Origin of the sequence: Pokkaliibacter sp. MBI-7 (assembly GCF_029846635.1) — a bacterium.
Classification (GTDB): Bacteria; Pseudomonadota; Gammaproteobacteria; order Pseudomonadales; family Balneatricaceae; genus Pokkaliibacter.
Genome location: NZ_JARVTG010000001.1, coordinates 4,267,907 through 4,291,202, shown reverse-complemented (window position 1 = coordinate 4,291,202; position 23,296 = coordinate 4,267,907). Strand labels below are relative to the sequence as shown.

At 58.3% G+C, this 23,296-nt stretch carries 19 protein-coding genes; 6 read left to right on the top strand and 13 right to left on the bottom strand.

Annotated elements, in window-relative coordinates:
* Positions 1 to 34: 34 nt before the first annotated feature.
* The 6 genes from QCD60_RS18955 to QCD60_RS18930 form a co-directional block, all read right to left on the bottom strand.
* Positions 35 to 2,092, bottom strand: a complete 2,058-nt coding sequence (locus tag QCD60_RS18955; RefSeq protein WP_279787772.1) for an ABC transporter ATP-binding protein/permease — start codon at positions 2,090 to 2,092, stop codon at positions 35 to 37.
* Between the two features lie 72 nt (positions 2,093 to 2,164).
* Positions 2,165 to 5,170 carry an insulinase family protein gene (locus QCD60_RS18950; RefSeq protein WP_279787771.1) on the bottom strand — a complete coding sequence of 1,002 codons (3,006 nt, stop codon included), beginning with the start codon at positions 5,168 to 5,170 and terminating at the stop codon, positions 2,165 to 2,167.
* Positions 5,171 to 5,245: 75 nt separating this feature from the next.
* Positions 5,246 to 8,029 (bottom strand): secretin and TonB N-terminal domain-containing protein, encoded by a 2,784-nt coding sequence (locus QCD60_RS18945; RefSeq protein ID WP_279787770.1) that lies wholly within the window; start codon positions 8,027 to 8,029, stop codon positions 5,246 to 5,248.
* 193 nt (positions 8,030 to 8,222) lie between these two features.
* The gene (locus tag QCD60_RS18940) at positions 8,223 to 9,257 is read right to left on the bottom strand and encodes a FecR domain-containing protein (RefSeq protein ID WP_279787769.1); all 1,035 of its coding nucleotides are present in this window, start codon (positions 9,255 to 9,257) and stop codon (positions 8,223 to 8,225) included.
* Positions 9,250 to 9,807, bottom strand: coding sequence for a sigma-70 family RNA polymerase sigma factor (locus QCD60_RS18935; RefSeq protein ID WP_279787768.1), 558 nt, complete (start codon positions 9,805 to 9,807; stop codon positions 9,250 to 9,252). Before QCD60_RS18935 ends, QCD60_RS18940 begins: the two co-directional genes overlap by 8 nt.
* Before the next feature lie 158 nt (positions 9,808 to 9,965).
* On the bottom strand, positions 9,966 to 10,859 hold the full coding sequence (locus tag QCD60_RS18930; protein WP_279787767.1) for a LysR family transcriptional regulator: 894 nt from the start codon (positions 10,857 to 10,859) through the stop codon (positions 9,966 to 9,968).
* A 222-nt stretch (positions 10,860 to 11,081) separates the two neighbouring features.
* Here QCD60_RS18930 and QCD60_RS18925 point away from each other — a divergent pair, with 222 nt between their 5' ends.
* Both QCD60_RS18925 and QCD60_RS18920 read left to right on the top strand, forming a co-directional pair.
* Positions 11,082 to 11,699: a LysE family transporter gene (locus tag QCD60_RS18925; RefSeq protein ID WP_279787766.1), complete on the top strand. Its 618-nt coding sequence runs from the start codon at positions 11,082 to 11,084 to the stop codon at positions 11,697 to 11,699.
* A 231-nt stretch (positions 11,700 to 11,930) separates the two neighbouring features.
* Positions 11,931 to 12,860, top strand: coding sequence for a TauD/TfdA family dioxygenase (locus QCD60_RS18920; RefSeq protein WP_279787765.1), 930 nt, complete (start codon positions 11,931 to 11,933; stop codon positions 12,858 to 12,860).
* A 525-nt stretch (positions 12,861 to 13,385) separates the two neighbouring features.
* Here the strand turns inward: QCD60_RS18920 and QCD60_RS18915 are convergent.
* Positions 13,386 to 14,132: an AraC family transcriptional regulator gene (locus QCD60_RS18915; RefSeq protein ID WP_279787764.1), complete on the bottom strand. Its 747-nt coding sequence runs from the start codon at positions 14,130 to 14,132 to the stop codon at positions 13,386 to 13,388.
* 330 nt (positions 14,133 to 14,462) lie between these two features.
* On the opposite strand from QCD60_RS18915, the gene proC reads away from it, so the two are divergent.
* The 4 genes from proC (at position 14,463) to QCD60_RS18895 (ending at position 18,677) form a co-directional block, all read left to right on the top strand.
* A complete protein-coding gene (gene proC / locus QCD60_RS18910; RefSeq protein WP_279787763.1) occupies positions 14,463 to 15,290 on the top strand; it encodes a pyrroline-5-carboxylate reductase in 828 nt (275 codons plus the stop codon).
* Positions 15,291 to 15,461: 171 nt separating this feature from the next.
* Entirely contained in the window at positions 15,462 to 16,526 is a 1,065-nt protein-coding gene (dctP, locus tag QCD60_RS18905; protein ID WP_279787762.1) for a TRAP transporter substrate-binding protein DctP, read from the top strand.
* A 319-nt stretch (positions 16,527 to 16,845) separates the two neighbouring features.
* Positions 16,846 to 17,352, top strand: a complete 507-nt coding sequence (locus QCD60_RS18900; RefSeq protein WP_279787761.1) for a TRAP transporter small permease subunit — start codon at positions 16,846 to 16,848, stop codon at positions 17,350 to 17,352.
* Complete coding sequence (locus QCD60_RS18895) at positions 17,349 to 18,677, top strand: TRAP transporter large permease subunit (protein WP_279787760.1); 1,329 nt, start codon at positions 17,349 to 17,351, stop codon at positions 18,675 to 18,677. Before QCD60_RS18900 ends, QCD60_RS18895 begins: the two co-directional genes overlap by 4 nt.
* 302 nt (positions 18,678 to 18,979) lie before the next feature.
* On the opposite strand, the gene QCD60_RS18890 is transcribed toward QCD60_RS18895, so the two are convergent.
* The 6 genes from QCD60_RS18890 to QCD60_RS18865 all read right to left on the bottom strand — a co-directional run bounded on the left by QCD60_RS18890 (position 18,980) and on the right by QCD60_RS18865 (position 23,292).
* Positions 18,980 to 19,561, bottom strand: coding sequence for a hypothetical protein (locus tag QCD60_RS18890; protein WP_279787759.1), 582 nt, complete (start codon positions 19,559 to 19,561; stop codon positions 18,980 to 18,982).
* Entirely contained in the window at positions 19,542 to 21,050 is a 1,509-nt protein-coding gene (locus QCD60_RS18885; protein ID WP_279787758.1) for a hypothetical protein, read from the bottom strand. Before QCD60_RS18885 ends, QCD60_RS18890 begins: the two co-directional genes overlap by 20 nt.
* Positions 21,051 to 21,257: 207 nt before the next feature.
* Complete coding sequence (locus QCD60_RS18880) at positions 21,258 to 21,509, bottom strand: hypothetical protein (protein WP_279787757.1); 252 nt, start codon at positions 21,507 to 21,509, stop codon at positions 21,258 to 21,260.
* A 399-nt stretch (positions 21,510 to 21,908) separates the two neighbouring features.
* Positions 21,909 to 22,235 carry a DUF2004 domain-containing protein gene (locus tag QCD60_RS18875; RefSeq protein ID WP_279787756.1) on the bottom strand — a complete coding sequence of 109 codons (327 nt, stop codon included), beginning with the start codon at positions 22,233 to 22,235 and terminating at the stop codon, positions 21,909 to 21,911.
* Positions 22,236 to 22,339: 104 nt separating this feature from the next.
* The gene (locus QCD60_RS18870) at positions 22,340 to 22,912 is read right to left on the bottom strand and encodes a contact-dependent growth inhibition system immunity protein (protein WP_279787755.1); all 573 of its coding nucleotides are present in this window, start codon (positions 22,910 to 22,912) and stop codon (positions 22,340 to 22,342) included.
* Complete coding sequence (locus QCD60_RS18865; protein WP_279787754.1) at positions 22,867 to 23,292, bottom strand: hypothetical protein; 426 nt, start codon at positions 23,290 to 23,292, stop codon at positions 22,867 to 22,869. Before QCD60_RS18865 ends, QCD60_RS18870 begins: the two co-directional genes overlap by 46 nt.
* Positions 23,293 to 23,296 lie beyond the last annotated feature (4 nt).

The following is a 23,296-nucleotide window of genomic DNA, read 5'->3' as shown; positions in this document are numbered from 1 at the left end:
CACAGATAACCAGCCATTACAGGCTGAGCGCCCATCAGGACGACATGGTGCTCAGCTGCCAGTGCTGCTGGTGAAACGGCGCCACCGTTGGCCGGTGCGCCACGCTGATCAGGGTGGTCTCGGGCAGTTGCTGGCGCAGCAGACTGTAGAGGTGATGTTCGGTATCTTCGTCCAGCGCGGACGTGGCTTCATCGAGAAACAGCCACTGCGGCTGTTGCAGCAGGGCGCGGGCGATGGCCAGCCGTTGCTGCTCACCCGGCGACAGGCTGTGGCTCCAGCCCTGCACGTCATCCAGCCGGTGCTGGTACTGACTCAGACGGCACTGCTGCAGCACCTGCAGATAGTCCGCATCACTGTAGCGCGACGTCGCCGCCGGATAAGCCAGCGCCTGACGCAGACTGCCGAGCGGCAGATACGGACGCTGCGGCAGGAACATCATGGCGCCCGGCACCGATACGCTGCCCTGCCACCACGGCCAGATACCCGACATCACCCGCAGCAGCAGGCTCTTGCCAAAACCTGAGGGCGCACTGATCAGGGTATGCTGGCCCGCAGCCACCTGCCCTTGTGCCAGTTGCAGCACCGTCTGCCCGTCGGGCAGGGCAATTTGCAGATTGCGCACCTGCAGCCCGGAGGCGATGTCAGCGACAGCGCTGCTTTCAGGCGCATCCTGATCGCTGGCCACACAGCTGCAGCCCACGCCGCAGCCGCTATTGGTGTGGGCATCGGCATCATCCGGCTCGTCACCGCTGCTATCGCAGGCGCCACAGCCACCGCTGCAGCAGGCCTCCTCACTGTCTGCACAGCCGCAGCCCGCGTCGCAACCACCAGTGCCTGCAGCCTTAACCGCAGCGGCCTGACTGGCCATGATGCTGGCCGGACTGACGCTCACCACCGCCGCGCTTGCTGCCTGCTGAACAGAACGTATCTGTTCATCCTGCTGCACAGAGCGTGCTTGTGCCTCCTGCTCCAGCGCATCCAGCCGGTCAGTAAAGCTGGTCAGACGATCCACCACCGAGCGCCACTTTGCCAGATTGGCATAGGCATCAATAAACCAGCTCAGAGCATCCTGCACATGGCCAAAGGCGCTGTTGATCTGCATCAGGCCGCCCAGTGCCAGCGAACCGCTGAAGTAACGGGGAGCGGCAACAATCATGGGGAACACGGAAGCCACCTGACTGTAGCCTGCAGTAAAGCCAATCAGGCGCTTCTGGGTACGCATCACCTGCCAGGTGTTATCCCATATCTGCTGAAAATGCTGACGCAGGGCACCGCGCTCCACCTCTTCCCCACCATAGAGCGCAATGGACTCGGCATGCTCACGCACCCGCACCAGCGCAAAGCGCATATCGGCCTCGCGACGCTGCTGCTCAAAATTGAGGGGGACCAGACGCCGCCCCAGCCGGTGCGCAATCCAGGTGCCGATGGCGGCATAGAGCAGCGCCACCCACACCATGTAGCCCGGAATAACGATGTCATAACCCGCCAGCGAGAAGGCCAGCTCACCAGACAGGTTCCACAGAATCAGGGTGAAGCTGCACAGCGACACCACCGAACTGAGCAACCCCAGCCCCAGCTGCAGGGTCAGGGTGGTGAAACGATCAATGTCTTCGGCGATACGCTGATCAGGGTTGTCGGTGCCCTGCCCCTGCGCCATGCCGCCACTGACTTCCAGCAGGTAATAGGCGCGCTGACTGAGCCAGCGCTCGAAGTAGACATGGGTCAGCCAGCGGCGCCAGCGCAGCTCCAGAATATTGCGCAGATAATAGCGATACACCGCCGACAGAATGGCCACTGCCGCCACCGGGCAGAAGTAGCCAATCTGCAGCCAGAATCCGGCAGCGTCCTTGTTTTGCAGCGCGGTGTAGAAACTGTTGTACCAGTGGTTAAACCACACCGAGAGATAGACCCCGCCAAGGGACAGGGCAATCACCGCCAGCAGCAGGCCACGGGCCCACCACTTGTCATCGGAATACCAGAAGGGCCGGGCCAGCGCCCACACCTTACTCAGAAAATGCCGGTGCTGGTGGGTATGCAGACGATCTGCGCCACTCTCTGCAGCGTCAGGGGATGGTTTGTTCGTTGTAGTCATGTGTAGCTCTGATCACGGTCGCCGGGCAGGTCAGCACGCACCCGGCAGGTAACATAAAAAAATTCGAAGCGCTCAGTTCACACCCAGCCGGGGATCAGGGCGCAGCACGCCCTCGACCCAGCTCTGCCACTGCCAGCCACTGGCCAGCTGGCGCAGGGCCTGCTCATCGAAACTCTGTGGCAGACCGTTCATGGTGTGCAGATAGCCGGAGTGGCCAAACTGCTCTTCACTGAGCTGCAGACGGTGCAGCAGGGTGGCGGCAACACCGGCGCCCAGTCGTGCTTGTTCTGCCTCAGCAAACTGCGTGCGCTGACGGGCCAGCCACGCCGGGCTGATGGCAGCGGGCAGATGCTGCAGCACCTGCTGACTCATTTTTGCCAGCTGATCGATACGTGCCGGGTCACTGGAAAAACGCAGGCTCAGCTGCAGTCTGCCGGGGCCATTCACCGCCTGCTGGCGGCCACTGGCCTGCAGCACCAGTGGCGGTGGCGTCAGGGTCAGCTCGCTCTCCAGCCGGTAAATTCCCTGCACCTGTTCACGCAGCTGCTGCCTGAGGGTGTCCTGCAGCAGCTGCCCCAGCGCCGCCATCTGCACAGCACGTTCGGGGCTCCAGACCATAGGCAGCTCGGCACGCAGGGAGTACCAGGCCTGCGGCTCGCTGTTGATGGCCAGCTCCAGATGCTGCTCACCCGTCACCGGGCTGGCGACCGTCGTCGGATAGGCTGCCTTAGTATCGCGCGGCACGCTGGCGAGATAACGCAGGGCCAGATCGAGTAGCTTTTCATCCGCCATATCGGTCACTACGTAGTAGCGCACGGGCACCCGCAGCTGAGCCTGCCACTGCTGCTGCAGTTGCCGGGTGTTCAGTGCTCTGACCATCGCCTGCGCTGGCTGTAACCCCTGCTCATCACCGGCACGGGCCTGAGCAAGCGCCTGACTGAACTGCTGCAGCGGCTGTCGCACCGGCTCGGCGAGCTGTTTGAGCAGGGTGTCGCGGGTGTCCGCCACCACTTGCGGATCCAGCCACGGCTGGCTTTGCAGCTGATGGTAGTAGGCCAGCAGCGCTGGCAGGCGTTCATTGCGAAGGGTGGCACTGAAGCTCAGCTGCTGCGGTTGCTGTTCAACACTGAGGTTAACCTGCTGGTTTTTCTCCCACAGCCGCAGCTGGCTTTTGCTCCAGCCCTCAAGACCACTGTTGATAGCCACCTTACCGGCCAGCTGCGGCAGCCACGGATCACTGCCCGGCTGATTAAAGCCAGCGCTGGAGACTGCCCTGAAAGACAAGCGCTCCTGCAGGCTGTCGCCAGCGGGGGCAGAGCGTGCTTGTGCCTCCTGCTCCAGCGCATCTCCGGCGTCGTCCTGACGGAAGTGGTCAGGGCGAATACGTACCAGACTGTCACCGTTGGCAAAGCGCCATTCGGTGATCCCCAGATCAGGCGTGTCCTGCTGCGACAACAGCTGCCCGCGTGGCAGCCGTGGCTCGGGCATCTGCCGCACGGTGACCTGCTGATAAGGCTGCAGCGGTGCCAGCGGCTGCTCCCCGATCTGCCGCCACAACTGCCGGATCGCTGCAGGCTCGGGCAGGCTGACCTCAACACCGCCTGCTGACTGGGTATAGAGCAACCGGTCTTCCGCACTCAGCCAGCGCCGCAGCTGCTGATTGACCTCGGCCAGCGTGATGCTGTCGATCAGCGACAGACTCAGGCGATTACTCAGCCGGGCATCCGGCAATGGCCGCTGGCGACTGACCGCATCCACCAGCTTGACCAGCCACAGGTCACCGCGCTGCTGCGCCGCCTCGATATTGTTCTCGGCGGTCGTGCGTACCTTCTCCTTCGCGCGAGCGAAATCATCGGCATAGATGCCATGCTGCTGCAGCCGGGTGATTTCCGTCAGCAGCGCCCGCAGCCCCTGCTGATAACCCTCCGGCTCGACGCTGACGGCAAAACCGAGAATACCGACATGGTCCGACACTTCGCCCCTGGTCACGCTCAGGCTTTTCACGCCGTCGGGCAATACCTCACGCTGCCTGCTGATCTGCGCGGTCAGCAGCTCGCGGGCCAGATAGGCCACCAGACGCTGGCGCGCGGCTGCCAGCCCGTCTGCCTGTTCACCACTATCGCCTTCAGGAAAGCGCAGCAGTGCCACCAGCTGGTGGGTGCTGCTTTCTTTGTCACTGATGGCACGCAGCTGCAACTGATCATGCAGCTGCGGATCGCGCGGGTGGCGCACAGGCAGGGTACGGGCGGTGGCGCTGCCAAACTGCTGCTCAATCAGCACAGCCAGCTGCGTCGGGTCCATCGGCCCCATTGCCACCAGCGCCATGTTGTTGGGTGCGTACCAGTCGGCATAAAAGCGCTGCAGCGCGCTGGCCGGGGTCTGGTCAATGCTGCTCTCCGTGCCAATGACCGGCCGGTCCACATAGCGGGATCCCGAACGCAACAGCGCTTTCTTCTGATCATTGATGCGCTGACGCAAGCCCAGCTTGCCGCGCCATTCCTCCTTGATCACCAGCCGCTCTTCGTCCAGCCGCGCCTGACGCAGGTTGGCGTGAAAGGCCATCTGCGCCAGCACCTGCAGCAGTGCGGCAGTTCGCTCACTGGTAGGCTGCTTGAGGGTGAGCATATAACGGGTCATTTCCGCATTGGTGACAGCGTTAAACTCTCTGCCCTGCCGCAATCCCAGCGCAACCAGCGCCGCTCGCGTGCCCTGAGGTAAGCCGCTGCTGTCGTGAAACACCATATGCTCAACCATGTGGGCCACGCCCAGCTGGTTTTCCTCTTCATCCAGCGCACCGGCATCCACCAGCAGGTTGATCTGCAGCTGTTGCTGACTGGCACCGGGCAGGGTTCGGGAGTCGAGCAGAAAGTAACGCAGGCCGTTGGCCAGCTCACCGCGGACCACCCGTTTGTCCCAGGCCAGTGCCTGCTCTGCCTGGGCAGGCGTCAGCGCCATAACGGAGGGGTCAGAGGGGCCAGGCACCGTGGCGGCAGCATGGAGCGGGCTGGTCGCCAGACCAGTGACAACCGCCAGCGCAGCGGCCCGCCGTCGCAGGCAGGCCAGAGACAGAAACATCATGGTGGAATCTCTAAATACAGACAGACGAATACAGAATCGGCCGGCTCATGCAGGCGTGCTCAGCCAGCCACGGCATCAGAAGCGCAGGCCGACCTCGACCGAGGCACGACGGCCCGCGGTGTAGGAGGTAGAGCTGTTGCTGGTACTGGTGTCGACCACGTCATCCAGCAGGTTGTTGACCTCCAGCTGAACGTAGCCCTCGTATTTGCTGAACAGCGGCGGGCGCCACTGGAAGCGGGTATCGAGGGTGATCAGATCGTCGAAGTTACGGTCTTCGTAGATGTCGTAACTGCCGCCATCGCTGCCGGTGTAGTCCTCACCACTGTCAACGGCGGTAGTGCCGCCACTGCGCAGGTTGACGAAGTTGGACCAGGTCAGGTGCCAGCCGGGGATCTCGGTAACAGTGCTGAACTTGACGGTGAAGGGAATGTTGTAGTCCCACGCGGGCAGCTGATCGGAGTAGATCAGATTGCCGTGGTAGTAGATCTGCTCGTCCGTGTAGGTTTCGTCATAGCTGTCCTCGCTGCTCTGGGCATTGCTCTCACTCTGCTTCCAGCCGATCCCCAGCAGTGCGCGGGTCTGGCTGCCCCACAGCTGCAGCGCATCGCGGCTGCTGACTTCGAGGGTGATCTCGTCGGTCGAGCTGCGGCCTTCGTTGGTGTAGTAGTACAGGCCATCGTCATCACGGGTACGCTGCACGCCATCACGGCTTTCGCGGTTGACGTACTTGAGTGTGGCCGCCACCGGGCCGAGCTGCTGGGTGATGCCCAGCGCCAGTTCATCGGAATACGGTGTGCGCAGGTTGTAGTCCTGCAGGGAGCGATCACTGGTCTGGCTGGTGGAGCGCACACTGCCATCGCTGTTGTAAGTGGTCGAGGTACGCCATGAGCGCAGGGTGTCGTTGATGGCATAGCGCAGGAAGCTGCGGCCGTAGTAACGGCTGGCACCGGCCATCAGCACCGTCGACTTGTCACCGAAGGCATCCCACTGCAGGGCCAGACGCGGTGACAGATCAAGGTTATCCAGCAGGGTTTCCTGATCGGCACGCAGGCCCGCGGTCAGCTGCCATTTGCCGAGGCTGATGTCATCCTGCACGTACAGGCTGAGCTGGCCGTATTCCTTGCTGAGCTGGTTGGCCTGATTGACGGCGTAGGTACGCAGGTATTCATCGCTGCTGTCATGCACGCCATCGCCGTTACTGTCGTTACAGCCGCTGGCCGCACTGCCGGAAATACAGCTGTAGACGTAGCTTTCGATGTCCCGTGGCAGCTCATAGTAGGCGTTGATATAGCGCAGGTTGCTGCCCGCACTGAGCTGATGACGGGTCGGCCCCCACTGGATGGCATCACGCTGCCAGTCCACCTTGAAGGTGTAGGTATCCTGCTGCTGGTTCACATCACCATAGGCACCGGCATAGGCCGGGCTGCCGTAGTAGTTGGCACTGGGATGGTAAGCAAAGGTGGCACTGTCTGACTTCAGGGTGTCCGCCGCACTGTCGAAGGCCAGCTGCATCTGCAGTTTGCTCTGATCAAAGCGGTACGCCATTTCCGCCCCCAGCCCGTAACCCTGATGCGCCTTCTCGAAGGTGCCGTCGTAGGTGGAAGAGGTCAGGCCGTCGTGATAGCGGTTGGCGTAACGGTAGCTGAGGCCCAGATCCAGCCGGTCGTTGACCGCCATGTCGAAGCGCCCCATCAGGTTGTCGATGGTGTCGTTGTAGTAGATGTCGCGCACTTCATCGGCGGCATTCTCATACTGCTGACGAAAGCGTGAGGTGCGCCGTGACAGGGTGACGGTGGCGCCGAGGTTATCGCTGATGCCCTGCAGGGCGGTCAGGGAAAAGTTCTGTTTGCGGTAATCAGGAGTAAAGCTGCCGTCGTAACTGTCGGCATTACTGAAGTCTTCCTCGTCATCTGCTGCCACATGGAAGGACTCCCAGGCATCGGACTGCATGCCGTATTTGATGGAGACCGAATCCTCGCCGCTGTAGCGCTTCAGCCGCGCCTCCACCACCCCGCCGGTAAAACCACCGTAGGCAGCCGAAATGTTGCTGTCGTGGACCTTGACCATTTCCAGCGCATCGAGATCAACGTAATAGGACTGTGGCGAGCTGCCGCCCAGCATCGACAGATTGGTGGGGGTGATCGGGTTGCTGTAGGTGTCTCCGCCAGAGCCGGGGTTCAGATCGCTGGTGGTATCAATGCCATCGATGATAAAGGCGTTCTGGTAGAAGGCCTGACCGTGGATGGAGATTTCATCCGGGCGCATGCTGCCACTGCTGGCCGAATTACTGCTGGAGCGGCTGTAATCCACCGCCGGGTTGATCTGCAGCAGATCGGTCAGGTTGCCCGCCCCGGTAGGGATCGCCTCGATGGTCTTCTGGTTATATACAGAGACGCCCATCCCGCCTTCACCGTTATCACCAAATACCGTCTCGCTGCTGGCCTCGATGGTGACCGGCGCCAGAATCAGATCGTTATTCTCATCGCGGCCGCTCTGGATGCGCGGTTGCAGCACCACGGCCCGCTCGCCACTCAGGCGGTAACCCAATCCGCTACCCGCCAGCAGACGCTGCAACGCCTCCCCTGCCGCATAGCGGCCCTGCAAACCCGCCGTCTGTTTACCCTGCGTCAGTTCGCCAAGGCCACTGATATACAGGCCCGAGTCACGGGCAAACTGGTTGAGCGCGGCATTCAGCGGCCCGGCAGCAATGGCGTACTGATGCACCTGGCCCAGCATCGCCGACTCGGCTTCGGCAAACGCAGGCAATGCCAGCCCGGTCAGTGACAGGCAGCCAAGATGGATAGCCAGAGCCAGCGGCTTCAGCACGGCGCAACTGCGTCGATGAGAGGTGACAGTCATGAATGACTCTCCGTAACAAGAATAAGAACCTTTCTTATTCCCTTACCGAACGAGTCGGGCAAAAGGGGACATGGCCAATGCAGATTTCTTCAAAATTTTTTCAGAAGCAGAGAATGACGGTTTTCAAAAACAGAGCATGACGGTTTTCAAAAACAGAGAATGACAGCGCTGACCCGCCGCGGCGACAACCTGCTCACAGCGTTACAGCCGGCCGCAGGGAAACCCACCACGGCAGCGGCTGACTGACCGTCAGCGGCAATGACTGCGACAGCATCGACAGCACCAGCGGCAGATCATCCAGCGGGAAAGTCCCCATCACCCGCAGCTCAGCGAGGGCCGGATCAACCCCCAGATGCACACGGTGATAACGCCCCAGCTCCTCCAGCAACTGCGCAAGCGGCATATCATCAGCCTGCAGCACACCGGCTGCCCAGCTTTGCTGGTAAGGCGCCGCCGCACTGATGGTGCCCGCTCCTGCATCGCTGAGGCTGATCTGCTGGCCGGCACGGATCACCGCCAGCACGCGGCCATCAAGACCGCTGCACTCCACCGCTCCGGCAAAGACCGCCAGCGTGGTGCGCCCCTGTTCCGCCCTGACACTGAAGCGCGTCCCCAGCGGCCGCAGCCGGACCTGCGCAGTGCTGACCACAAACAGACGCGGATCGGGCTGATGGCTGGTTTCAATCAGTACATCGCCACTGAGCAGCTGCAACCGCCGCTGCTGCTGATCAAACAGCACATTGGCCGCACTACTGCTGCCCAGCCATAGCTGCGTGCCATCCTGTAACCGGTGCGAGGCGACTTCGCCGACGGCGGTCGAAATATCCGCCGACCAGTGGGCAACCCACTGCGGCAGCGGCGTCACCCGCCAGCTCAGCCAGCTGCACAGGCTGACGCCCATGACACTCGCCAGCCCGCTGAGCAGACGGCGGCGATGTATGTGCCGCTGCGAACTGCCCTGCAGCACGGTGCTGACCGCCAGTCTGTCGCTGTCTTCACGCAGGCTTTCAAAACGCCGGCTGACCCGCTGAATCTTGTTCCATGCCTGCTGATTGGCCGGGTTGGCCTGCAGCCACTGTTGCCAGCGCTGCTGATCCTGCTCGCTGACCTCATCGTCCGTGAGTATGGCGAACCAGTGGGCTGCCTGCTCCAGCCGCTCGAAGGCATCGCGGGAAGCGCTGGCATCCCGGCAAGGTATGGTGGCGTTGTGGCGCAGGGTGTCAGTCATCCTCCACCTCGCTCAGCAGCAGGGTGTCGCCATCGTCATCCAGATCATCCTGCAGCAGCGCACAGTGCAGCATGGCCTCGGCCATATAGCGTTTGACCATGCGCTCGGACACCTCCAGCTGCTCGGCAATCTGCCGGTAGGTCAGGCCCTGCACCTGCGACAGGATAAAGGCGTTGGCGACCCTGGACGGCAGGCGGCTGAACAGGGCATCCAGCTCCAGCAGGGTTTCCATGATGATGGCCTGCCGCTCGGCAGAAGGTACGACAGCCATATCCAGCTGCCGGACAGACTCCAGCCACGCCTGCTCAATCTGGTGGCGGCGCCAGAAGTCCACACATAAGCCCTTGGCCACTGTGGTGAGAAAAGCACGGGCGTCGCCGTCACTGGCAAACAGCCGTGGTCTGGCCAGCAGGCGCATAAAGGTGTCCTGCACCAGATCGGCTGCCGTATCCTGGCAGCCCAGACGCTGTCGCAACCAGCCCGCCAGCCACTGCTGGTGGCCAGCGTAAAGCTCACCCACGCTATCCAGTTCGGAACGACTGCCGCTCATGCCATTCGCCTCATCACCCATACTGACCCGGGCAGCTACAGCGCTGGTTGCGCTGCGGCCCGCGTCCTCAAGTATTACCAAAGGTTGCGGACTTTATAGCAAATGAGAATACTTATCAATTAGAACCAAGGGCGGTTAACTGTTAGAACCAAGAGCGGTTAACTGTTAGAACCAAGAGCGGTTAACTGTGTCAGCGTCTGCTGCATCTGCCCCTGCAGCCAGTCCGCAAACAGCTGCTGGGGGCTGCCTGCGGCCAGAGGCTGTGGCGCCAGTAATACATATTCCGAACCATCCGCCCGGAATCCCCGGGGTGCCTGCAGGCGCCCCTGCTGTACCTCATCCGCCACCATATACAGGGACGCCATGGCCAGCCCCTGCCCCGCCGCAGCCGCCTGCAGGGTCAGGTAGAAATGCTCGAACTGGCGCTGCTGCCCGCTGAACGGCGGTGTGCTGTCGCACTGTGCCAGCCAGTCGGCCCAGGCTTGTGGCCGGGTCGCGGCGTGCAGCTGACATTGCGGCTGTGTCTCATCAAGCCCGGCCGCGCACACCGGGCCGGTCATCTCCGCCGCCAGCCTTTGTACCACCGTGCCCGCTGCCAGTGGAAAATCATTGCGCCGCAACGCCAGATCCACACCGCCACGCTGCCAGTCCGGTACGCCACCTGCGGTCAGCAGACTGAGCTGGATGTCGGGATATTGCTGCTGAAAATTATCCAGTCGGGGAATCAGCCAGCGCATTGCCAGTGTCGGCTCACAGGACAACACCAGCACGCTGCTCAGGCTGGGGGTCATAACTGCATCCACACTGTCGTGCAGCAGGGTGAAGGCCTGCGCACATCCCTGCAGCAACACCCTGCCTTTATCGGTCAGCATGACCCCCTGCGGGGTACGGTCAAAGACGCTGACGCCCAGATGCTGCTCCAGCGTAGCGATCTGCCGGCTGACGGCACCGTGAGTGACGCACAGCTCATCGGCAGCACGGCTAAAGCTCTGGTGGCGGGCGGCAACAACAAAGGCGCGCAGGGAATTGAGTGGGGGAAGGCGTCGGGCCATGGTGACTCCTCAGAACGTGCGCCGTCACAACGGCGGCCTGCCAGAAAAAGCAGGCAGCTGCAAAAAACAGGGATCAACATAAAAATAGTGTGAGTTTATCTCACATAGGGCTGTACCAAATCATCGATTTTTAGCAATTCCCACGCATGGCAGACTGGCCCCCGCAACACCTGACGGCTGTTGCCTGCGTAAACCTGTTTCCCCTGTCTGATGAGAGCCACCATGAACGAACTTGCAGCCATCGTTTCCATCACCTGTCTGGCGGTGATCAGCCCCGGCGCTGACTTTGCCATGATCACCCGTACCAGCCTGATGTACGGGCGTGTTATCGGGCTGCTGGCAGCGCTGGGTATTGCCTGCGGTGTGCTGTTGCATGTCAGCTATGCACTGATCGGCGTGAGTACGCTGGTGCACCACGCGCCACTGCTGCTGACGGCGCTGAAATGGCTGGGCGCTCTGTATCTGCTCTATCTGGGTTTGGGGATATTCCGCTCCGCCCCGGTCAGTAGCGGGGGTGATGCACCCGCAGGCAGCCTCAGCCGCTGGCAGGCATGGCGCTGTGGTTTCTTCACCAATGCGCTGAACCCCAAAACCACGCTGTTTGTGGTCAGCACCTTCGCCCAGGTGGTGCAGCCCACCACCCCTCTGGCGGTACAGCTGGGTTATGGCGCCTTTATGTCGGTAGCTCATCTGCTCTGGTTTGCGCTGGTGACGCTGCTGTTTTCTCACCCACAACTGCGCCAGCAGGTGCTCAACTGGCAGGTGTGCATCAACCAGCTGATTGGCTCCGTACTCATGGGTCTGGGGGCCATGCTGGCACTGAGCCCACTCAGCCACTGACGAAAAGGCCATGAGATAAACACACAGCCAAAGGCACCTGAGCGGTGCCTTTGGCGCTTCTGCGCCCTATCCCGAACGACGGGATTAGATATGCGCTCCCGCCTGCAATACATATCGGCAAGTCAGATTTGTGCCGGCCCCCGGCTCTCCTACACTGCGCCCATCGACAGCCAATCAGCGACTGATCGACCACTCACGATACCTAAGGCATCAGGCACAGGGAGCTGCACCATGACGACTCACCATCACCTCAGCAAAGACTTTCCACTACTGGATCTGCACCGCGTCGCCGGTCATATTGGCGCGGAGATTCGCAACATCAACCTGACTCCGGCACTGGATGAAGGGACCTTCGCCCAGTTGAATGCGGCCCTACTGAAGCACAAGGTGCTGTTCTTCCGCGGCCAGCATCATCTGACCGATGCCAGCCATCAGGCCTTCGGCGAACGCTTCGGCAGGATCGTTGCCCACCCGACCGTACCGGCACCGCAGGGCACACAGATTTTTGAGCTGGACACGGCCAACGGCGGCGGCCGTGCCGACTCCTGGCATACCGATGTCACCTTTGTCGCTGACTTCCCGAAGATTTCCATCCTGCGCAGCGTGCAGTTGCCTGCCTTTGGTGGCGACACGGTCTGGGCCAATACCGCCGTGGCGTTCCAGCGCCTGCCCGAGCCACTGCAGCGCTTTGCCGAATCGCTGCGGGCCATTCACAGCAACGACTATGACTACGGTGCCGACCGGCTGGTACAGGAGCAGCGACGGCTGCAGCACCATCAGCAGATTTTTGTCTCCACCGTCTGGGAGGCCGAGCACCCGGTGGTGCATGTCCACCCGGAAACCGGTGAAAAAGCCCTGCTGCTTGGGCACTTTGTCAAACAGCTAAAGGGATTTAGCAGCCGTGATTCGGCGCGTATTTTTGAACTGCTGCAGCAGCGTGTGACCCAGCAGGAAAACACCGTGCGCTGGCAGTGGCAGCCTCATGATGTGGTGATCTGGGATAACCGCGCCACCCAGCATTACGCCGTCAACGACTATGGTGATCAGCACCGGGTGGTACGCCGGGTGACGGTGGCCGGTGCCGCGGCAGTGGGGGTTAATGGCGAACCCAGCCTCACCCTGCGTCAGGGTAATCCGTCACCTGCCGCCGCTGCGGCCTGACGAACTCAGGAGAGGGAGTGAGGGCAGTCAGATTCAGGCAGAACCTGACCTCATTCCTTCTCAGCCAGCAAGGATTGCTGATTGCAGAAGCATCAACAGGATAAATCTCCGTTCTGATAATCATTATCAGACGCTTGCCGCAAGATGAACGAAGTTCACGAACTTTTCCCGCTTTATTCCATTTAAATGCAGAAAAAATAGCTCCCGGAAATAATGCTATTCCAACGTCTGCATTCAGTTAAAAATAGACTTTTCGCCACATCGATTAATAGCGTCATTCCTTATTCGCCATTTCATATATAAAAAACGCTATACAACATTTACCAGAATGGAATACCAGCCGTTATTTATTGTTATCAGAAAAGCTCAGATATAAATAAGTTTACACTTCCAGAAAGATAACTCCTGGCAATAACTACTTAAACGTTTAGATCGTTGAACAAAAAAACAATTAAGGCGTGACGTGCTATCAGCGGGAATTAAAAGAAATAAGACGTTAGTTGAATATGGCCTGAGCAAAGGCCGTCAGCAGGGCTTGCGCAGGCGGCCAGGAGAGACACCAAAGCGGCGGCGGAAGGCATGGGTAAAGGAGCTCTGGCTGGAGAAACCGGCCTGCTCTGCCACATCCACCAGCGGCAGTGTCGTTTCCAGCAACAGCTGCTGGGCGCGTTTCAGACGCAGTTCCCACAGGTACTGGCCCGGCGTCATACCGGCTTCTTCGCGGAACAAGGCATGAAAATGGCCGGCGCTGACATGGGCAAAACGCGCCAGACGGGACACCGGCAGAGGTTCATTGAGATGACGGAGGATGTATTCCTCCAGTGCGGGGAGGTCCAGCTTGCCGCGACTGAGCAACGTCCGGCGGTTGTCGAAAGAGCGCTGATAGAGTGAGGTCAGCAGGCAGATAGCCACGCCTTCCGCGGCCTCCGGGCTTTTCTCCCACATCGCCGTTTCACGGTGCAGGTAAGACAGCAGCAGCCGCATACTGGTATCCGCCTCGAAGTACTGAGCGGCATCGAACAGCCGCAGCAGCTCCCCTTCCACCACCGTCAGCGGCAGATCAACGATGATATGGGTGTTGTTGCCTATGCCTTCATAGAAGTGCACATCCCCACCGGGAATCAGACAGCCGTGCAGCGGGTCAACCCGGCCACTGCAACCGTTGATCTCGAACTCGGCCCGGCCGCGCAGCGCGATCACCAGCTGGTGGTAATCGTGGTCATGATGCAGACAACTGTTGGGCAACGGACGAGAACTGATACGTGTGTACATGGCGGCGACTCAACTTCGGGAGGTTCGGTGCAAGCACCGATTTATCCCGGGCGGCTAACTGTCCCTAAATCTGAACGATCCCTATAACTGAATTCCCATACCCACTGAATTAGAAAATCAATACCGGCGCAAAATATAGGAAAGAAAATAAAAGGACAAGCTGCCGCCGAAAAATAACGCAATAAATTGGCAACAAAATAAGCGTCTGAGAATAAGTCAAAAGCTTATGAGCCTGAAACAAGACCGCCTGCAGTAATACTGACAAGAATAAATGGATTCGTATGGCTCTCCCGAGAAGAGCACGAAGCCACCCTGCGGAACGTCTTTACCATGTCTAACAAAATTACCTTTATTGGTGCAGGCAACATGGCCAGCGCTATTTTTGGCGGTCTGATAAGCAGCGGCTATTCGCCCAGTCTGATCACAGCCACTTCGCCGGTACAGGCGGAGCTGGACTGCGTCCGGCAGCGCTTCGGCATTCATACCAGCAGCAACAACCTGAGCGCAGCAGCCGATGCCGACATCATCGTACTGGCGGTGAAGCCGCAGATCATGCAGCAGGTGTGTGAGCCGCTGGCTGCCGTGCTGCAACAGCGCAGCGAACGCCCGCTGATTATCTCCATCGCGGCCGGTGCGCAGGTCACCACCCTCGACCACTGGCTGGGCGGTGGCCATGCCATTGTCCGCACCATGCCGAATACGCCGGCACTGGTCGGTGCCGGTGCCACCGGCATGTTTGCCAGTGCCGAAGTGTCAGTGGCCCAGCGCGCAGCGGCGGAACAGCTGCTGGGTGCTGTCGGCATCGTTGAATGGGTCAGCGACGAAGCGCTGATCAATGCCGTGACCGCCATTTCCGGCAGTGGCCCTGCATATTTCTTCCTGTTCCTGACGGCCATGACCGATGCCGGAGTCAACCTTGGCCTGCCGCGGGACACCGCACGCCGGCTGGCATTGCAGACCGGGCTGGGGGCGGCGCAGATGGCGCTGGCCAGCGAACACTCCACCGAACAGCTGATGCGCAACGTGATGTCACCCAAAGGCACCACCGAACGCGCTATCGCCACCTTTGAAGACAAGCAGCTGCGTCAGATCGTCCAGGATGCCATGGATGCCTGTGCGCAGCGTGCTGAAGAAATGCAGTCGGAATTCGACTGCTGATAAAGGCCGACGGATGCTCTCAGGCGCGGCCTGTTTCACCGCACCGGTGAAAGCAGGCAGCGTATGAGCCCCGGCCCCCAACCTGGGCGCTCCGCGCCATGAAGACCACTCGCTCGCTGTAGCGATGCCGGGTTACCAGAGACTCGCCTTTTACCAGAGAAAGGAAATGCCATGGGTAAGCTAACAAGAATTCTATCTGCCGCAGCCCTCTCCGCCGCCATTGCCTCGGTGTCGTTCACCGCTGCCGCTGACGGCACCACTAACTGGCGTATGGCTACGCCCTGGTCTGGCGGCCCCTGGCTGGAGCGCGATGCCCAGTCCTTCGCCACCCACGTCAGGGAGCTGAGCAACGGCAGCATCAATATCGAAGTCTTTCCCGGCGGTACGCTGGGCAGCGCCCTGAAAGTCACTGACTCGGTGAAATCCGGCGTGGCACAGGTCAGCCATAACTACATCAATTACGACTACGGCAAAGACCAGACCACCGCACTGCTGGCCGGTCACTCCAGCGGCCTGACGCCGGAAGAGTTCATGCTGTGGATGTACAAGGGCGGCGGCGCCGAGCTTTACGAACAGTACCGTCTGGACAAGTTCGGTGTGGTGGCCTTCCCCTGTTCGATTCTGGGTACGGAAATTTTCCTGCACTCCAACAAGCCCGTTCGCACGCTGGAAGACTTCAAAGGCCTGCGCCTGCGCACCTCCGGCGCCTGGGCTGAAATTGCCTCGCGTCTGGGTGCCTCCACCGTGGTACTGGCAGGCAGTGAGATCTACTCGGCACTGGAACGTGGCGTAATTGATGCCGCCGAATGGGGCAGCCCGGAAATGAACCGCCCGACCGGCTTTCAGGATGTTGCCAAATATGTGGTGCTGCCCGGCATTCACCAGTCAGGTGGCGTACTGGAATGCCAGATCAACAAAAAAGTCTGGGACGGTCTGAATCCACAACAGCAGACCGTACTGCGTGATGCCGCCAGGCTGTCGGTGTTCGACTCCTGGCTGTCTTCTTCCTATGCCGACCTGAAAGCCTACGAAGAGCTGAAGAACGGCAAAAACGAAATCGTGCGTCTGGACCCTTCGTTCATCAAAGCCGTGTATGAGGAAACCACCAGGTGGGAAGACGAATACGCCGGTAAGAACGAGTGGTTCAAACGCGTACTGGACTCGCAACGTACCTTCAAGAAGGACATGCAGAGCTGGCCCGAGTACCGCTTGCAGATCGGTGTTTCCGAGCTGTAAGCCCGTTGCGCGGGTGGGGTGACCTCACCCGCGCAACAGGTACCGACCCGGCTGCTGCGTCTCCCCCGCTTTGTCAGTGATCCCGCTTGCGGGTTGATGTCAGTTGTCCCGCTAGCGGATTGACAGAGCAACCTCGCAGCCGTCTGGCAGGCAGACACAGCCGGGTCTCCATTCTGACTGTCGGTCTGTTAAGCAACAGCCCGGCAGAGCAATACCGTCACCCGCCCTGCCGTGGCTCTGCACACACAGAAGCCTCGCCGGGGTGGCGGGCGCCCCCGTCTGCTGCCGCCTTCTCAGGTACTTCGATGAAGCAAACAAGATGAAGTTAATCACAATCATTGAGGCCATCACCCGCTTTGCCGGTGCCCTAGCCGCCTTACTCACCCTGCCGCTGGTCGGCGCACTGGTCACGGAAGTGTTCAGCCGTTACGTGCTCAACTCCCCGACTCTGTGGGCCTTTGAAGTCAGCTACATGGTCATGGGTGCGATCTTTATGCTGGGTATCGCCAATGCCCTGCGCATCGGTCAGCACGTCAGTGTCGATGTCATCACCCTTACTCTGTCCAGACGCACCAACGGCGTACTGCGTACCCTCGCCTACCTGCTGTTTCTGCCGCTGAGCGGCTGGCTGACGCTGGAGCTGTATCACTACTTTATGGAGGCCTTCAGCAGTGGCGAGCGCTCCGGTCGATCCGCCTGGAACCCGGTGCTATGGCCAGGTTATCTGTCGTGGTTTACGGGCTTTCTGGTGTTCAGCCTGCAAGTGCTGGCTGAACTGATCAAATCCATTCGTCAGGCGTTGGGCAGAGAGGACTACGCAGCATGAGTGAGTATCTGTCGCTGTTGATGTTCCCGCTGTTGATGCTGTTCATTTTTGCCGGTGTGCAGATCGCCTTTGCCATGATGCTGGTGGCGAGCATTTTCGGCCTGCTGCTGTTTGGTGATGTGGCGGCTTATCAGCTGCTGACCAAGATCGAGGAAACCGCCACCAATGCCATCCTCGCTGCAGTGCCACTGTTTATCTTTATGGGCGCCATTCTGGAAAAAGCCGGGATTGCTGAGCGGCTGTTCCGCGCCATCCATGTCTGGACCGCCAACCTGCCCGGTGGCCTTGGTGTCGGCGCCATTCTGCTGGGGACCGTCTTTGCAGCCGCCAGCGGTGTGGTCGGTGCGACCGAAGCGGTGATCGGCATACTGGCCATCCCGATCATGCTCAAGCACCACTATGACAAACGCCTGCTGTCCGGGGTGATCTGTGCCAGCGGCTCGCTCGGTACGGCCATTCCGCCCTCCATCACGGTAGTAGTGCTTGGGCCGGTGGCTGGCGTATCGGTCGGTTCGCTGTTCAGTGGCCTGCTGTTACCGGGGCTGATGATGGCGGTGCTGTTCCTGCTGTACGTGATCATCATCACCTATCTCAAGCCTGAACTGGCCCCGCGCTCGGCGGCTGACCGTGAGCATTTCTCCATAGCGGAAAAACTGCAGGTGACGGTGACAGCATTACTGCCTGCAGCGGCGCTGATCTTTACCGTGCTCGGCACCATTCTGCTGGGTCTGGCGACTCCTACCGAAGCCGCCGCCTGCGGCGCGCTGGGCTCGGTATTGCTGGCACTGTGCTATCGCAATCTGTCCCTCGCAGTGCTGTGGGATTCCTGCCAGCGCACCGTCTCCATCTCGGCGATGATTCTGATGATCGTGATGGGCGGCAATATGTTTGCCGGAGTGTTCTTCGCCGCCGGCGGGATGGCTACTGTGCAGGCGATGCTGATGGGCACGGGGCTGGCGCCCTGGGCGATTCTGGCGCTGATTCTGCTGATTGCCTTCCTCGCCGGATTTGTCCTCGACATGATGTCGGTGGTGCTGATCATCATCCCGGTAGCGATGCCCGTGGTGCGCCTGCTTGGCTTTGATGAAGTGTGGTTCTGCGTGGCCTTTCTGGTGATTCTGCAGACCAGCTATCTGACGCCGCCGCTGGCACCGTCGATCTTCTATCTGCGCGCCATCACCCCGCCGGAAATTACCCTGCAGCATATGTATCGCGGCGTGGTGCCTTTCATCGTGCTGCAACTGCTGGTGCTGCTGTCGGTGCTGCTGTTCCCGCAGGTGGCGCTGTATCTGCCGCAGGTAATGGGCGGGCCTGCCTGGCAGTAGCACAGCACAGCGTTATGAATACGTTTTACGATTTAGGGTGACCAGGGGGATCAGGCTGGAAGGATTGACGTCTTCAGCCTGATGAATACGCACCCTGAACCGGCAGGCAGTTTCCAATCACTGCCGACCCCAGATGCTGGGGTGCCCGCTACAGTGGCTCATCACCCTGTGCGGGCAGGCCGGACTTTGGGCCGAAGGGCGTCCGCACCCTTCGGCTTTTTTTTGCTTTAAAGAATCAGGTAGCGGCTCAGACAGCAGCGACCTTTTAGCTACGTATTACCTTCGAGCACAAAGGACTGTCTTTACTGCGGTACAGAACAGCTGCTGGCGGCTTCTTCCATGGCTTTGGCGTAGTCCACATAAGTGGCGGGGTCATAGGGAAAGGCGTTGATCTCGAAGCTTGACTTTTTGCTAGAAAAAATAGACTGGTCAACCTCTACTGCCCATTGCTGCCCCTGATAAATGGCAATCATATAGTACGTGTGATATCTAAGGTCGCTGCTTTCACTCAATCCAGAGTAAAGATAACGCAATCCTTTGTACCAACCGGGCGTACTCGTGACAGCGTTAATCACCTCTTCCGCGATTGTAGTATCCCCCTTGTTTGACGACGACAGGTTAGTACTGAGTGAAATCTTCTTAGCACTAGCAAGCCCCTGAGCAGGTACCGGCAGTGGCTCACGACTTACTAAACGTGAATAGACACAGTCAAATACCCACTTACCGGTTCGCACATAGTCATCCGCATAGATCACTAAGCCATTGCCAAAGTCAGTGTTGTATACGCTTGTCATTATCTTGTATCCATAATTGCTTACAGCTAAAAACACGGGAAGTACGAGAGCACTGCCAATCCAGAAACCTTTATTGCGGTAAAAATTCATAATGCCCTCCGGGAATACCAACAGGGGTACTACCTGAAATCACAGGGTTAGTAGCACCTACATTCTGATAGGTAAAATTGCTGCCCTTATGGTTGTTCTGTCGCTCAGCCTCTAATTGCTGCCACCTCGTGCACCACTCTTCGCTGGGCATAGCGTTATCACTCAGTGAACAGACTTTACCCAGTTGCCGCTCTTCCATGGTGCCCCAGGTATTTTTGTAGTCCGAGCGACGAATAAAGGCGCGCACTGGAATGCTCAGATGGTTAGCCAGCAACTGCGCCAGGCTCTCATTGGTTTGCGGGAAGAACTGCACGGCCTCTTCAAACTTGTAGTCTGGCAGGTTGCCCATCCCCGTTCGGCAGGCGTAGCTGTCGATATGAGCAGAGGGAGAAAAGGCCTGAGGTGAAATCTGGCTGTAGTTCAGCACATCCAGTGATAACTGACGGTCCACCGACAGGTCGTAGCCAAAGGCAATACGCTGCGGTACGCCGTGGCTGAAAAGAGACAGTTGCTGAATAGGCGCTTGCTGTCGATCCTGCCCGGAGTTCAGGTAGCGAATCAGTTCTGCCGCGTTCGACACGGTGACAAAGCCCGCTTCATACATCTTTGCAGAGTCGCGGGCTTTTATAAGCATGGTTTCATTGTAAGACGGCGTAAACACCACCAGTGTTCGCGTCATGGCGGGCTGATAGCGTTTAAACTCAGCCAGTTCACGTACCGCCTGACCGATAAACATCATCTTGTTGCCTGAGCTGTTGTCGTGCTGGCTCCCCGCTACAGCAATCAGTTCAGGCTTGGGCAGCTTATTGGCCATATTCAGCACGGCCTGAGCCGCACCCAGCAGGGCATCACCGAAGTTACCGTTCTTCAATGCATCGGCAGCCTGAGATAAGCCACTGATAACGCCGCTGCCTTTACTCAGCGCCTGACTGTAGGGGCTTAACTGTGTCGCCAGCTCAAGCAAGCTATCCATTGGATCAACAGCGCTGGAAGACGAAGCAAAAAGCACATTGACGCCATCAACCAGCGTGCTCTGTATCGGCATGGAGCGGCCTGTCATGCCCAGTGCTCCCGGCACCGTGCTGATGGCAACCGCTGGTCCCGGCGTCATATCAGGCTCATAGCCGCCGACCTTGCTGCTGGCAAAACAGCCCGGCCCCACCACCGCCGGTAGTGGCTTGTCCTTGAGGGTGATAGCGGCATACCCACGGCCATGACCTTTGGGCGCATTACCCTGCGAAAGAAAAAACAGATGCAATTTGCCCTGATCGACCGCTTCGGCAGCAGCCTGCCCCATCTGTACAACATTGCCACTTTGCGCAGCGCGGCTGCCAATATGGCTCAGCGCCTGTGACAGGGACTGACCTGCCAGATCAGGCAAGTTCGTCAGGCGCGCCGAGGGGGCGCGAGCCAAGCCGGAAACACGGCTGGGAGAATCAACCAGCACCAGCAACGCGCCGGTCTGATCCTTAAAGGAAATATGCAACATAGGCAGGCATCATCCATGCAGCCAGAGCTATCCATAAAGCGGAATTGGAAGCAGAAAAATAGGGAAGCAGAATGCCGATCCTTCGGGAAGTGCCGCATCCTGCTGGCAAAACGGCGACGAGTGTAGGAAGGGAATTGCTTTCGGGTCAAGGGAAAGGCGGCCCTGTGATACTGAACTATGAACAGCCTCTACCCTTCTAACGATAAGTTAGGAACGATTCAACGCTGCTCTGGCGACCAACCACTCTGCCCAACAGTTTTCAGGATTGATGTCCACATACCCTCTGGACTCCTCGACTTCCCTTTTGGCATACAGCGGCATGGCAATACATTCTGAGTTATTGGTGATTTCCTGCACTTCAGCTTCTGTGAGTGGAGCACCCTTTTCTTTCTCTTTGCTTAAAAGAACAGCAACGAGAGCAGGCACATGAACCAGATAAAGCTCTTCTGAATTTTTCATTTATCTACTGTCCTTGGATAACTCGGAATAAAGACTCTAACCAAAACCATAAGAATCGCACTACGGATAAAAAAAGGCAAAGTGCGAAAGCGCACTATATTCCTTCACTCCAGTTTTTTCTCAATACGTCTTACATCCACAACATGGTCAAATGTAGGGATATACTTCATTAGCTTTAATAATTCAGCGTCGTCTTGCTCACCCTCAAAGTCCTGAACCTGTATAAGACTCCCATAATTTTTTTGGAGTTTAAAAGGGTACAAGGACTTTCTCTTCGCTAGTTAAATTCCATGCCTGGCACACACGCCTAAAACAGGGGTTGGCACATGCGCAGCGTGCGACAATCTCTTTACTTGTAATTGTTAGGCTTTGCTGGTTCATATTAATTTATAGCTACCCTTAGCCTTCCATGGTTATTTCTTTTATTGCACCAGCTTTATTGAACCTGACGGATATTACGTAATCCGTAACATCATCGGGTAACGTAAAGTCAAAAACGTTGTCGTCATCCCAGTGGCTGCGAAGTACTAACAGATTAAGAATCTGACGAGGTTTGGGTTTTGAAGAGCCCAAATGCTTTTTCCAATACTCTGCCCCAATCTCCTCAATATGGTGAACTACAAACAGAGTCGTTCCGTTCTCGCCTTCGTCGGTGCCATATGACGACTTTATGGCAGCAAGCGCTGCTTCGGTTCGAGTAAGTATTTGATCATTAGTTATGGGCATAAATTTTTATTTTTCAGCCTAACGCCACTGGTAACGAGCCGCTTTGGAGCAGAGCCAAGGCGGAGCGGAAAAGCGGTCCCGTTGACCGCTTGGTTATGGGGCATTCACCGAAACTCGAATGTGGAGATTGAGGGTAATAATTCTTTCGCTATAGTCTCGGCTAATGCTTCCAGTTCCAATTTTACCTCGACCAATCGATTATTCAGTTCTGGGTGTAGTTGCCAGAAACTCTCCGGCAACTTCAAGACGTTGGTCAATAGATCCCCCCGGTACATTGCACCAGCAGCTAATGGATTTTCCTCCAATCGATCCATGGCAAGCGGAACGGTATATTCCAAGCCCACACGTTGTCCCACGAGTAGTCGCAGATCTTCTACTGTCAGGTTTACTAGCGGCACCTTTCTCAGCCGGTGGCTTTCCACGGCCACATGGGACTCTAATTTCGGCGGAGGCCAAAACTCGCCTTCTAATTCTTCAATAGATTTGGTGAGATCCATCACAGTATTCCCTTGCCCCCATAACGCCCCCATAACGCCACCATAACGCCACCATAACGCCACCATAACGCCACCATAACGCCACCATAACGGGCCGAGCGTAGCGAGGTCCAGGGCATGAAATACCCTAACGTTCATGGCCTTTTTAGCCATTTTTTCGTATAAATACAAAATAGCCACCGCAAAACAGCTTGCAGAATTAAAGGTGGATAGCAAGTAATACCAACCCACACGTACTGACTTAACAAATTATTAGACGATAACTTGCCACCGATAATGATCAGTGCAATTGGAACTGCAATAAAAATCGATAGTACAACACCTAATATTGAGCTTTTAACAGCACCAACTACTGACTTATTAAGCCAACAAACTGGACACAAAACAACGAAAGTGATGAACCAACCTGCACCGAAAGGACGTGGAAAATACTCGGTCCAGAATGAATTTGGCATAGTCTTAGAAAACAAAAATTGATTGGGTAAGATAAGGATTGCCAACCCCAACAGAATCGCACTACCAACCGCCGCGAATTTCTCTCTCTGCACTGAATTATCCATGATA

Coding starts and splice junctions, on each gene's coding strand:
- QCD60_RS18955 (WP_279787772.1), bottom strand. CDS start 2,092: ATGACTACAACGAACAAACCATCCCCTGACGCTGCAGAGAGTGGCGCA.
- QCD60_RS18950 (WP_279787771.1), bottom strand. CDS start 5,170: ATGATGTTTCTGTCTCTGGCCTGCCTGCGACGGCGGGCCGCTGCGCTG.
- QCD60_RS18945 (WP_279787770.1), bottom strand. CDS start 8,029: ATGACTGTCACCTCTCATCGACGCAGTTGCGCCGTGCTGAAGCCGCTG.
- QCD60_RS18940 (WP_279787769.1), bottom strand. CDS start 9,257: ATGACTGACACCCTGCGCCACAACGCCACCATACCTTGCCGGGATGCC.
- QCD60_RS18935 (WP_279787768.1), bottom strand. CDS start 9,807: ATGAGCGGCAGTCGTTCCGAACTGGATAGCGTGGGTGAGCTTTACGCT.
- QCD60_RS18930 (WP_279787767.1), bottom strand. CDS start 10,859: ATGGCCCGACGCCTTCCCCCACTCAATTCCCTGCGCGCCTTTGTTGTT.
- QCD60_RS18925 (WP_279787766.1), top strand. CDS start 11,082: ATGAACGAACTTGCAGCCATCGTTTCCATCACCTGTCTGGCGGTGATC.
- QCD60_RS18920 (WP_279787765.1), top strand. CDS start 11,931: ATGACGACTCACCATCACCTCAGCAAAGACTTTCCACTACTGGATCTG.
- QCD60_RS18915 (WP_279787764.1), bottom strand. CDS start 14,132: ATGTACACACGTATCAGTTCTCGTCCGTTGCCCAACAGTTGTCTGCAT.
- proC (WP_279787763.1), top strand. CDS start 14,463: ATGTCTAACAAAATTACCTTTATTGGTGCAGGCAACATGGCCAGCGCT.
- dctP (WP_279787762.1), top strand. CDS start 15,462: ATGGGTAAGCTAACAAGAATTCTATCTGCCGCAGCCCTCTCCGCCGCC.
- QCD60_RS18900 (WP_279787761.1), top strand. CDS start 16,846: ATGAAGTTAATCACAATCATTGAGGCCATCACCCGCTTTGCCGGTGCC.
- QCD60_RS18895 (WP_279787760.1), top strand. CDS start 17,349: ATGAGTGAGTATCTGTCGCTGTTGATGTTCCCGCTGTTGATGCTGTTC.
- QCD60_RS18890 (WP_279787759.1), bottom strand. CDS start 19,561: ATGAATTTTTACCGCAATAAAGGTTTCTGGATTGGCAGTGCTCTCGTA.
- QCD60_RS18885 (WP_279787758.1), bottom strand. CDS start 21,050: ATGTTGCATATTTCCTTTAAGGATCAGACCGGCGCGTTGCTGGTGCTG.
- QCD60_RS18880 (WP_279787757.1), bottom strand. CDS start 21,509: ATGAAAAATTCAGAAGAGCTTTATCTGGTTCATGTGCCTGCTCTCGTT.
- QCD60_RS18875 (WP_279787756.1), bottom strand. CDS start 22,235: ATGCCCATAACTAATGATCAAATACTTACTCGAACCGAAGCAGCGCTT.
- QCD60_RS18865 (WP_279787754.1), bottom strand. CDS start 23,292: ATGGATAATTCAGTGCAGAGAGAGAAATTCGCGGCGGTTGGTAGTGCG.